The 12,515-nt window shown below is 48.1% G+C and carries 9 protein-coding genes; all 9 read right to left on the reverse strand.

Features of this window, described 5'->3' with window-relative positions; genetic code table 11:
* Positions 1-36: 36 nt before the first annotated feature.
* Positions 37-465 (reverse strand): DUF5053 domain-containing protein, encoded by a 429-nt coding sequence (locus NQ510_RS14145; protein ID WP_005829037.1) that lies wholly within the window; start codon positions 463-465, stop codon positions 37-39.
* Positions 466-503: 38 nt separating this feature from the next.
* Positions 504-698: a hypothetical protein gene (locus NQ510_RS14150; RefSeq protein ID WP_005837025.1), complete on the reverse strand. Its 195-nt coding sequence runs from the start codon at positions 696-698 to the stop codon at positions 504-506.
* A gap of 105 nt (positions 699-803) precedes the next feature.
* Positions 804-2,579, reverse strand: a complete 1,776-nt coding sequence (locus NQ510_RS14155; RefSeq protein WP_005829033.1) for a hypothetical protein — start codon at positions 2,577-2,579, stop codon at positions 804-806.
* A complete protein-coding gene (locus NQ510_RS14160; RefSeq protein ID WP_005829031.1) occupies positions 2,576-6,076 on the reverse strand; it encodes a phage tail tape measure protein in 3,501 nt (1,166 codons plus the stop codon). Before NQ510_RS14160 ends, NQ510_RS14155 begins: the two co-directional genes overlap by 4 nt.
* A complete protein-coding gene (locus tag NQ510_RS14165; RefSeq protein ID WP_005829029.1) occupies positions 6,063-6,605 on the reverse strand; it encodes a hypothetical protein in 543 nt (180 codons plus the stop codon). The genes NQ510_RS14160 and NQ510_RS14165 overlap by 14 nt, the downstream gene beginning before the upstream one ends.
* A gap of 64 nt (positions 6,606-6,669) precedes the next feature.
* On the reverse strand, positions 6,670-7,194 hold the full coding sequence (locus NQ510_RS14170; protein ID WP_005829027.1) for a glycoside hydrolase family 108 protein: 525 nt from the start codon (positions 7,192-7,194) through the stop codon (positions 6,670-6,672).
* Between the two features lie 24 nt (positions 7,195-7,218).
* On the reverse strand, positions 7,219-10,359 hold the full coding sequence (locus NQ510_RS14175) for a hypothetical protein (RefSeq protein ID WP_005829026.1): 3,141 nt from the start codon (positions 10,357-10,359) through the stop codon (positions 7,219-7,221).
* Between the two features lie 10 nt (positions 10,360-10,369).
* Positions 10,370-10,570: a hypothetical protein gene (locus NQ510_RS14180; protein WP_005829025.1), complete on the reverse strand. Its 201-nt coding sequence runs from the start codon at positions 10,568-10,570 to the stop codon at positions 10,370-10,372.
* 6 nt (positions 10,571-10,576) lie between these two features.
* Complete coding sequence (locus NQ510_RS14185; protein WP_005829023.1) at positions 10,577-12,511, reverse strand: hypothetical protein; 1,935 nt, start codon at positions 12,509-12,511, stop codon at positions 10,577-10,579.
* Between the last annotated feature and the right edge of the window lie 4 nt (positions 12,512-12,515).

A 12,515-nucleotide genomic window follows, 5' to 3' on the forward strand; every position in this document is an offset into this window, starting at 1 on the left:
TTCCAACCCGTGGAAGCCCCTCTGTCATTAAAAACCTTACGGCCTCGCGATAGACCGAGAAGTATCTTTCATTATGTCGCCAAGCTCAGATAGAGCTAAAGATAGAGTATTCAGTTCATCAGCGGTGAAGTTGGCTGGTTTGCCGTTTACCGCACTTCCGTTAATCCGTTGATATAGCCATTGGCGTGTTCTGCCAAAATAGTGCTGGGCAATATACGACATAGAAGCGAAAGGCAATACTTTTTCTAAGGTCTGCCTGATTTCTACTGTTTTCACAATGGCTTGGGCTTCATTGATTGATTGCCTGGCACCATCTTGGAATGCTTGCGCAAACGCTTTTTTATCCTCCGGTGAAAGCGTCTGCAGAAAAGCCCTGAAACGTTTTTTATGGTCGGCCAATTCCTCCGGAGTATTGCATTTTACATATTCCGACTTCCATTTTCCCAATTCTTTCTGTACGTCCATAAGCCTAAAAATTATATGTTAGAGAAAAAGTAGCCCCCTCAAGGAGGGCTACCGTTTTCATTCAGCTTGTCTTGTGCATCATTCAAGTCATCGAGACAATCATTGATGCCTTCCTCAAGCTCCTCATCGGAAATCCAATCAGTATTCTGAATGTCATCCCAATAGAGGGAAAAGAAGCTGAGGTCTTTTTTCGCAGCTTCAATCCGAGCCTTTAGCTCTTCTTCTTCAGTCATAAAAAGATCGCGATACATTATGACACTGCAAATATAATAACCTTTTGGTAATTACGCAAGGGAAAAAGGAGTTATTTTTGAGAGGCAGATGTCTTTTTAACATTATTATTCTATCCGGTAAAAAGTCCCCTTCAGTACCTTGCTTAATCCATCAACATCTATTTCCGTCTCAATCTTCTCGCACAAATACTGCTTGTTGCCTATAAGAAACACCTTATTCACATCTGGCAGCTTATTGGCTTGGAACTGGATTGTGTAAGGGATATTGGAGTGAAACAGACTGAGTGTCGACAACCGATGTCCGACACTGTCCGGACAAACATCGTTCAAGCTTAGGGAATACGGAAGGAAGTCCGTGAGCTGTGCTTCGGTCTTCTGCTGGTAGTCCGTAAAAGGATAGGCATAATCATAGGCATGTGTCTGACCGCTGTAAGTTACGTTCTGCCGGTTGAACTTGCCGGTATTGACAGCCACTTCCATGTGCCCGTTTTTTTCCTGCTTCTCCTTCAGCTCCACGTCACCGTTTATGGCTTCCTGGACATTGAAGCGCTCCTGCTTGGCAACAGTAGCCTGGTAGCCCACCGCGGGTATGTTCAATACCATGGAGGTGTACGGACGGGACAAATCGTAATCAGCTACAGAGCCATACACGCCGACATTGAACTGAATAATTTTAGCCGGGACGATTCCGAGTGAGGTCTCTACATCGGACGATTCCGGGTCACGGATTAAATCCGCATACAAATTGACTTCACGCAGCGTATTCTTATCATTTTCATTGTAGTTGATATAATACCGTTTGCCAACAATAAAGATTGTACTTTTCTTGTCACTGTCACCCATTCCATTGTATGCGGCCAGCATTGCATCGTAAGAATCATATTCTTGTTTGTATGCAGCCTCTATGATGTCCCTTTCAATTCGCAGATAGCCGTCATCCGTATGGGAAGGCAGATTGTAGCCCACATTGCCAGTGCTCAAGTCTTTCTCATTCTTTTCATCTTCAATATCCACAGTGAACTCCCGTAGCAGGGAAGATGCAGGAATTATCTCCTTTCCGGATTCTGTAAAATAATCGTTAAGCCCTACGAGACTCACCACTTTGGTGCGTTCGTTGACCACCGTAACCGCACAAAGGAATTTCTCCAGTTCATCAAAGAATTCGGAAACAGTCCAGTGCGGCAATGCGGCGGCCACCCGGTTGCTGCTTACCGCGCTGCATACATAAACGTTCCGCAAGAAATTGTTATCAAAGAAGGAGGTATCGAACGTATAGCCAAAATACTCCACTATTCTCTTGATGACTGTCAAAAGGTATGGTTGTACACATCGACGGCCATAATAGGGGCAAAGGGTAAAATTGTTCGTGCCGAACTCATAGATTGCATCGTTCTGAAGATTCTCCCATTTGGCTTCCTGATAGAACACCGGCAACCATACAGCTTCAATGTCGTCCACCGAACCGTAGTAGTTCACCATATTGGCAGGTGGCTGGAAACGGTTCTGATTGTTGTTCGGCCAACTGATTGTACCTAAATCAAGTTCGTCAATATACAGATCATCATTCGTCAGCAGATTAAATTCCGCATTACCCGATACGAGCTGTACCTTAACCAGTGCATCTTCTACTGAGAGTAAAACCGCACTGCCGTAAAGCAGGCATCTGGCGTCAACGATGAGTGTGGCCGGAAGGATAGTCTTTTTTTTCGTCACATCCAGTCTGTTCACGTGCTTGAATATGGCATGATTGGCAGGCATGGGGAGTTCTATGTCCAAGGAGTAATTGGAACTGCGGGTGAAATACGGATTCTCGGAGGTGAACGTAATGTTGAACCCTTCAGGAAGGGCGGCCAATTGCCCGTCAATGTATAATTCTGTCATTGCTTGTTGCGTGATTTATTGTTGTTCAACTTCTGATATTCTTTTTGTGCCTGGTTGATACCCCGTTTGCCGGTAACATAAGTTTCCGCTACCAAAGGGGCATCCAGCCTGTTTTTAAGCTTCCGCAATACGCGGGTACATTCTATCAGCATCGCCACCATAGCCGGGTCATTGGTCGTCGTTGTGGCGCTGGCAGCAGGTGCCTTGGCTGGTACGGTACGTGTACTCTTTCCGGAACCTGCTACAGCCGCTATGTCTTCAGCTGTCAGATTACCAACATTACCGCTACGCTGTGCCACGTCAATGGCGTCGAATATCGGTCGCAGATTCGGGTTGGCCACAGCAAAACGGTTGGCGACAAATTCATTGGAATGTACAATACCTTGCGGCTGATTCCAGTCACCGGACGGAGTAAAGCCGCCGGTGTAGAAATTGGAGATAAGCCCTTTGGCTGTCTCAAATGCGGCAGTTATCAGAGCAATCTCTCCGGCAGCTTTAGCTACACCTACGAAGCCGAGTGAACCTATATTCTTGATGGTGCGTTCGGTAACGGCCATAATCATCATACGTTCCAACGCATCAAGCGACATAGTAAGAATATTCTTCAGGAAGTCCTTGAGAGACACCTCGGAGTCCGTGAAGAATTGCGCCATGGTCTCTCCGAAGCCTTTCGCCAGGTCAGACAGTATGTCAAACTTCTCACGTTCAATCCGTTTTTCTTCTTCAGCATCTTTTTGGGCATCCTTCAGATTACGTTTACGCATCTGTTCACGTACCTGGTTTTTCTTCTCCTCACTGATTGCCGCGTCATTGAGAACCTTATGGTAATATACATCTTGCAGTCTGCGCAGCTCATTGAAATACTCCTCCTCGGAAGTCCTGTTTTCATAATGATACATGGCGGCAGCTTCCACCTGCATTTGGTACTCTTTGTCCAAACGGGAAAACGTCTCTTCTGCCTGCTCCTTACGGCGTTTCTCTTCATCCTTGGCAGACTGTTCATCAAGCCTGCGCAATTCATCACGCGCCTTTATTTCCGCATCAAGTATTTGGTCATTGATACGTTGAATCTCTGAAGGCTCAAGCCCCTTGACCTTCAGCTTATCGTTGAGCAGTTGTATTTCTGCATCCCGCATCTGCTTGTTGTATTCTTCCTGGGTCATCTTATCGTCAGCGAGGTACTTCCGTTTGATGTCAGCGATACGTCGGTAGTAGTCGGCTTCAGCTTGGGCGAACTTGTCTTTGGAAGTGTTGTTTTTATCGCAGGTACAAGGTTTGTTTCCACATATCGGACATTTTCCACCGTCATTGCCTCCGGTGGGATTGTTTTTAGGAGTGTTCGGATTCAATGCTTTCCATTTTTCTTGTACCAGTTTCTTATAACGTGCAGTTAAAGATTCAACAATCTCTTCTTCTTGGGAAATCTTGTTGCGAACATCCTCGCGAGCCATCGACCCCATCGGTGAATTGTCACTCAATGCCGGGGATTTTTGAAGGCGCATCAGGTTGATCCGGTGCTTATCCAGTTCGTCGGCAGCCTCTTTTAATTCGATATTGGTTGCTAATACGGCATTATATCGGTCAAGTGCCTCTGTGTTTTCATTGATGATTTTGCCCTCTTTATCAATCTCTGCATTATAATCCGGAATAATAGCCTGCAATTGTACAATTGCCTTTTTACGTTCAAAATTGGAAAGATTATTATTGTGTATTTTGGTGGTCAACTGTTCAATCAGTGATGATTGACGCGCATATTCATCATTTGATTTTTCTGTAATTTTCTCATTGACTTTATTTAGGTCGTAATAAGCTTTGGTGCGTTGTGTCAGTTTGTAGGATGCGGTAGCTGCTGCAAGAACTAATGTAACCAGTAAGCCAATCGGATTGCTGGACATAATAGTCCAAGCTGCTTTCAGCGATTTGGCAGCCAAATCAACGCGCCCGTGTAAAACCTGCACGGCAGCGGCATATAAATAAGTGGCGGTACGTAGTGATTTAAGTAAAACAGAATGTCCTTGCATGAGCATTGATAATTTACGCAAGTTTCCAAATGATGTCACTGTATAACCAGACAATGTATTCATTGATGCGGCATAAGCCAAATTGAGAACTGTCGCAATTTTGGTAAGTGAATTCCAAATAGAATACCATGCTGTAATTATCTTCAGCCGGGTAGCATATACAAGCAATATCGTACTAAGCCACAATACAGTACCACCCCATTTTTTGCACCAGTCAATCAATCCCGGCAAATACTTGAGCACATTGGTCAGCATATTCGTACTCACCGTCAGAGCCGGATTCAGTTTCTCTCCCAAATCAATGGCTGCCAGCTTCATCTTATTGCGTGCCTGCTCCAGTTTGGCCTGTGCAGTATCACTGTTTATGGCCGCCTGCTCATACGCCACATTGGTACCGGTGACGGCAGCGGTGAAGTCTTTCACCATCTCCGTGTTCTGAAGGATTACGGATGCGGTATTGTAGCCTTCCTCCCCGAACATCTTCTTGATGGCGCCTGCATCCATATTCTTGTTCTTCAGATTCTCCAGTGCCTTATCCAACCCGACGATTTTAGGGTTGGTCTCGTCCGCTCCGGTCTGAAGAACCAGAAAGAATTTCTTCAATCCCGTTCCGGCCACTTCATCCTTTATACCCCGATAGGCAAGCGTTTCAATCAATGCGACCGTCTGTTCAATGGGAACATTGGCCGAAGCCGCTGCGGTACCTGCATTCCGGATAGCCTTTGCCTGGCTTGCGATATTGGCGGAACCTGCCTGGGAGCCGGCAGCCAATACGTTGGTAAACCGTCCTGCCTGGTCTGCTGCCGCCCCATATTGGTTGAGTGATAAGGTAAGTGAATCAACCGCTTCGTTCAGGGTAATGTCCTTGGCTGCCGCCTGCAACCGCATGGCTTCCTCCGTAACAGCCTTGAGCGCTTCCTTGTCACCAAGCAGTTCCGGCTTGGCCGAACCGACCAGCATGAACGCATCCAGGATTTCGGCTGCCGACTGGCGGACACGCAAGCCCTCTTTTGTCATGGTGGTGGAAAGCGTCTTGGCCTGCCCGGTCAACCAGGCAATGCTGTCATCATCAAGTCCGGTCAAGGCTTTCAGCCCGGCCTGGGACTCCTCCAACTTGTTGCGTTCGTCTCTGATGGCGCGCAAGGCAAGGGTAAAACCGGTAAGGAAACCTATTACGGACAAGATAACTCCACCGAAACGGTTGAACCAGTCTACCATACTGCCAATACTGACAGTCGCTTTCTTGGTTTCGGTGGTGATGCCTTTTATCTCCTGGCGATGCTGTTTTAAAATCCCCTGAAGATGCTGTATCTTCGCCATGGTGCGGTTGTATTCCTCAGAGCCGCGTGTCATTTCCTTAATGTCACGCTGTAGGCGTTTCATCTCCAAATCAATGGAATTGATGTCATTCTTAATTTCCTTGCCATCGATGTACAAGTAGACACCTCTTTTGACAGTCTTGTCACTTTTTGCCATAACGTTTTTCAATTGTTATTTTATCAAACTTCTGAAGCACATTCTTGAGTGCCTGGTCACCGTAATACTCTCCGGATAAATCTGCCAGTGATTCGATGTTATCCACAATGGGAGGGTCTAACCAGGGTAGGGGACTTCGCCGGATAACGGCATAGTGTTCATCAACGGTACGCATGCGCCGGATACGATATTCAGAAACACGTAAAGAACGCAGTTCCTGACGTTTCTTCTTATCGCTCCATGCCGAATGTCCCTTCATTATAATTCCGTTCTTGACGATATATCCACGCCCGGCGCCATACTCCCGGTACGCACCATACCGGGCAAAGCGGAAACCCAGACCGACATAAGCCGGTCCACCTTCACGGTCTTTCAGCCAACGGGATTGCAGTTCCCTACGCAATCTGCCGGTTGCGTGTGTCCGTTGTAGAATATTTACGGAGGTATTCCTGACTTTCCACGTCCAGTTCTCAACTCCTCGATTGAATTTCTCGGAGGTCATTAAACTCTTTTCTTCAGTTATTGCCATAAAAAAGCCTTTAGTTCCGGACACAAAACTAAAGGCTGAAAAGAGTGGAAAAAAGGACAAGAATTCAGCGGACAGAGAACTTGAAATCATTGACCCGGTTCAGCCATCCTTTCCGGAATACAAGCTGCGACGGGTCCCTTTTACAGATTTCTTCAATAAACCGGATTCTGTCTGTCTTGATAGCTTCGAACAGCTGCCGTTGGTTGGCCAGATTGATACTTGCAACCGTCTGAGGACCTACGATGCCGTCTACATTGATTTGCAGTAGTTGTTGTACCCTTGTGATACCGGGACGTCCGGAGGCCCACACCCAATCCACACAGATGTTCGCAATGGACTGGTTGTGTATGAAGTCCGCTTGGTAACGGTCCCAATAATACTTCTTGAAAACATGAAAAACGTCATCCGGAGTAATCATGCGTAAATCATCCGCATCAATATCTCCGTCACCATCCTTGTCATAACCACATGATTTCCACGTAGACAAGGTTATCCCCATATTGGTTTTGCCACCTTTGTCATTTTTGTGGTCACTCCATCCGCCTTCCCATTTGCGGATGACCTTGAATAAGATTTCTGCTTTAGCCATACTACTTTTATATATTTCATTATCTTACGTTTCTTCTATTTCTATAATATTCAGCGGAACCTCCATCCATCCTTTTGTCGCATTCTCCATCCCCCATTGCAATTCGAACATTCCCGATTCCGGTACGGTGATTTCCTGTTCAAGCCATCGGGTGAGATTGCCTATGACATCATAACCGTCCGGCAGTTCAAACACATTGGCAACACCGTCCACGACGGTCTGTACCTTCATGAATTCCGTGGAGTTCTTATAAGTGGAGTTCAGGGAACAGAACAGCCGCAGACGGTATGTCCCTGGAGAGAGATGTATCGAGGCTGTCCTGTGTCCGTATGTATTCTGCGGGAAACCGTTATACCTGACATATTTCTCCAACACACTGTCCGGATACATGCCACTATCGTCACCTGTAGTTGCACCACCGACCCTGATATCCTCATTGAAATTGACGGAGTCCCCTTTGACGACAGTTCCGGCATCTTCCCCGGAATCCCATACAAAGGTCCGGGCTGTCGCCGAGTAATTCATCCTATTGATGCCAAGCCCACTGTCAAACACACATCCGGGGGCAACATCATCATAGGCCCATCCTATACTGACCACTGCCTTACGCGGCGGATTGATGGTGATGCTTGCGGACCGGGTTTCAGTCATCTGCCCGAATCCGTCCATCAGTTGTACATACAAGGTCTTCGCGCCCGTTGTATCAAACGTATAGGAGAAACGTTCCGTAAACGCAGTCCAACCGGCAGAGGTCAAATCCTCCGTTTCACCTGCACGGTAGTATCGGGGCATGACAGAACCGCTGTATGATATTTCAACACTCACAGTCTTTCCGTTCTTTTCAGGAACACCGTCCTCTATCACGACAGAGGACAGTACCAACGGGCTTTCCTGATAGATGATGGATGCGGATTTAACAGCGCTCTCTTCCGTAGACGACTTTATCTGGCAGTACAATGTCTTCGGTCCTGTGGAAAGGAATGTGAATTCTACGGTATCACCGCTCCACTCCGACCACACCGTGTCGGAAAAGTCCCTTTTCTCACTTATACGGTAATGTGTCACCTCACCCTTGCAATTCATCCGCACGCTGACCTTATTGCTCAAGGTACTGGCGGCACCTCCGTCTATCACAATGGATGACAGTCCGAAAAGGGCATCCACGATGTCCGGACTCCTATATTTCCCAAGGAAAGGGCCTATAGGGAACACCTTGTCGTACCAATTTTTATAGCCGTTGAAATCAAAACGGAAACTGTCGCCGCATCCTCCTTCAACCAGAGGCGAGGAGGCGGCAATGCGATAGTCCAGATTGATGGAATCGGCAATCTTGTACCGCTCGTCAATAGCCTGGAAATCGAAAGGGTAACGCGGGTATTCCAGTTCCATGTTCCCCTCTACTTTCCAACCGGACATTATATCCGCCGCCTGACCTCCCCAGGCTCCCTTATGTACACAGAAGTTGTCCAGAATACGGACATTCTTGCATTTGTTCGCCTGACTGAACAGATATGGCACGCCATACGAGAAGAGGATGTTGTTATGTATATTAATCAGATGCCCTATTGTCAACCCGGTATCATAATCGGACTGCGGGGGTTCCTGGAAGCCCCCCAGATAGAAAGCGCTTGAGACTTCCGTGCCGGGAGCGATGATATTGTTGAAAATCTCCACATCACCCATGCACAGGCACTGGATGGCAGGGCCGAAATGCCCGCGTATGACATTGTTGTATATTTTGCCACTGAGACCGAGGGCAAGAGCCGATGTCTGGTCCTTCTCCATACGGTTACCGCCATTGATGAATTCATTATAGCATATCTCGGCATCTTCGGCATTATTGAGCTGGAAGTTGTCATAACCCTGATTCTCATAGATATTACGGTATATGCGGGTGTTGTACAAGTGGTGCGCACGGTATCTGACCTCCTCCCCGTTGCTGTTGGTACCGGTATAATAATTAGGACTGTAGTGTCCCAGATAGCTCCCTTCTCCGACCGTGTCATGAATATGGTTATGATGGAGCCTGAGATTTTCCAGCCTATAGGCAGGCCACCACCCCTGGGGGTTATCGGCCGTGGGGTCTGTCTTGATCATGAATCCGGCAAAATCCGCCTTGTCGATCTCGATACCAAAGAATTCAAGCTCGTTCGAATAGTTGGTGACTTGTATGGCGATATTCGCAAATTCCGGCATGGCAATCATTCTGAACCCCTTATCTAGATTATGATAGCCCCTACCGTCAAAGACGATATGGGCGCAGTCATTGAAGAGTATGCCGAACCAATAGAACCAGTTGAATTCAAACGGCTCCTCAGTATCTATCGTGAAAATGATCGGATTCTCCCGCGTGCCCTTGAAATTGTCAAGACGCAGACGCATGGGGTATCTCTCACCGAACTGCGGGTCATATTTTAGGATAACCGTACAGCCTGCCGGATAATCCTTACCGTCTATAATCCAGCTCTCGGCTCCACCCACAATCTTGGCGTCGGGGACGAGATACTCAACCGCTTCATCACGGGGGGCAAGCGCGGGGGTAACGGTTATGAGCTTGTTGATACGTTTGGTAAAAGTCACACCGGTCAGGACATCTGTCACGTCCACCTCCACATCGTATATTCCACGGTCGGACACAGCATCGAAGGTATAGGGGGATGCCGCCCAGACAGTCGGTCCTGGACGGCTCGTGTCAAAGCCGACGGTTTTCACTGGTTCCGGTTCATTCTCCTTGTATATACGCGCAACGATGGTATTGTTGCGGGAAGTGGCATAACCGTTTTCGGCATATATCGAAAGATAGCCCCTTTCCCCGACACGCACTATCTCAGTGGCGGTAACCATAAAATAGGGCTCGGTGGCGGGAAGCATCGGATATGCGATTTTCCTGACAGAAGCGTTGCCGCTATCGTTGGATACACTGACGCTCTGTATGAACTCACCTGCGGCAGACATATCTACAGTCTCTGAGGATTTTCCCAGTACACAATCCAGGACAGACCGTTCAGGCCCGGCTCCACCATCAAGCAGATACTCGTGTTGCCTCACCCATTCGCTTGTACTTGATATGGTAACTTTGTCCCCGACCAGAGGGAAAGGGTTGTCAAGTCTTGCGGACAAGGAGGGAATGCCGATCAGGGCTTTCAGAATCTCGTGGTATTTCATATATTCATCATTATTCAATGGTTACATCATATAACTGGTCTGCTGTATATTCTCCGTTCCCGTCAAGCTTCGGACGGATGGAGAACGATGCCAGGCGGCCGACAGATACAATCCGGTTACCGACATCGTCCGATTTGGTTATGTTGAACACAACCATCCTGTCCCGGTTCTTGGACCGTGCAAGCAACACCAGGGTCTGGTCTGACGGCATACTGTATTAGGCAGCGCTGCTGAAGACTTCATTGCTGTAACGGTTTATACCGTCGTAGCCATCGGTGGTGTCGGCTGTCTCGTCAAACTCGACGCTGTAGTAGTTGTCACAGCCGATGCTGGTATTGTCCCGGTCATTCGTCTGGTACTTGTAATCGAATTCACGTACATATTCCGCGACGCTCTTGTGAATGGCTGCCAGTTCCGCTGTCAGACACGGGCGGTCATCCATCAGGATGGCGCTCCCGTCGGTAATCTGTGCCGTGCCAGCCTCATATCCCTGTGCTTGTATGTACGCAAGGTTTCCCTGGTTGTTTCCGGCAAAATACACCGGTGAAGTATTGTCGGCCATGGAGTACAATACGGTCTCCTTATTATAAATATTACTGCCACTTATGAGGCTATGGACGCTCGAAAGGATGAAGATGCCATGATTCTGCTCATTGTGCCGGACAAATATATTGTTCACATTGACCAGCCTTTCGATAGCGGAAGTGCTCGAACGCGCGAAAAACTCCTGGAAATAGCCGCTGCTGAACACGAAGGTATTGTTCGCGATTATTATTTCCTTGGACATGCCGGGGAACGTGAACCACGTGCAGTCCCATTGGTATTTCGGAAGCTCCATGTTATCATGCATGTAATTGCCGGATATGAATATCTTGTCCGCGCCGAGTTCATTGCTTATTCCGATGACCGGTCCGCAGGTCTTGTAGATATGGTTACGCTCTAAGAACAGTTGTTTGACCTTGCCTACGGAAATGGCTACCTCATTGTAATGGCTGCCGTCTATGTCACAATCCATGATATAGACATCCGTTGCCGAAAGGCTCATGATTGACGGGTGCCCGACCACTTCGGCCTGCATCACTGATTCGGAGAATCTTATCTTTGATATATAGACGGTATTCGCGTCTGTAATGGAAATCGGCTGGACAACGACCTGCGACATACGGATATTATGGAGACACACATTCTCGTATCCTTTGACCGTAATGCCGTAGCGGGTGCGGTAATTGGAGTTCGGACTCTTGGTGCTCTGCCCTTTGACGGTCAGGTTCTCAAAGTACAGGTTGCGGCAAGGCTTGCGTTTGGAGATGTTTGTGGCATAGATGCAGGCGGGCTCCTCCGGTGCATAAACACCCTCGTAGGTATTGAAGTTCAGGAAGGTGATGTCCCGAATGATGATGTTACTGCAATCCTCGATATGTATGCCACCGAAACCGCGGCCGTCGAGTGTGCATTTGCCGGCCCCGTCAATGGTAAGTATATGTGCGGTATCCTGGTTCCAGCCTTTCATCTCCACGCTCCACATGCTGTCCTCATCCTGGTATCTGTTGCCCTTGTAGTCTATGTTGGTCTGGGTGCATGTTATCGTCACATCCTGCGTCAGACCGTCGGGATAGTCCTCCATGACCGATTTGGTCGCGTTGTAGATGCCGAGATATTGCCGTCCGTTGTCGCTGCGGACATAGACGGGCGGTATGACCTTGTTCCAGTCCTCCGCTCTCATTGCCCAAAGATTCAAGATACCCGCAAAGAGACGCCCCACACGTTCGGACGTATTCTCACCTTTTCGGGTGGCACCACGTACCTGGTCGGAAAGGGACTGCAGAATCTCTATGGAATCATCTCCTTCGGCAGTATCGAACTCGATACCGGACTGCTCCAGCAGATCCAGGATGCCGGCAAAAACACGTCCGACACGTTCGGCGGTATTCTCACTGTCCTCGGTAGCACTGCGTACCTGTGCCGCCAGTTCCTTCAATGTCCCAAGCGTATCGTATCCCTCGGAAGGCTCGAATGAAATTTCGGATTCTTCCATGAGGGCAAGGATGCCCACAAAGAGACGCCCGACACGTTCAGCCGTATTCTCACCTTTTCGGGTGGCACCACGCACTTGTGCCGCCAGCTCCTTCAATGTTGTAAGTGTATCAGACATACTG

The organism is Bacteroides uniformis, assembly GCF_025147485.1.
GTDB classification, from domain to species: Bacteria; Bacteroidota; Bacteroidia; order Bacteroidales; family Bacteroidaceae; genus Bacteroides; species Bacteroides uniformis.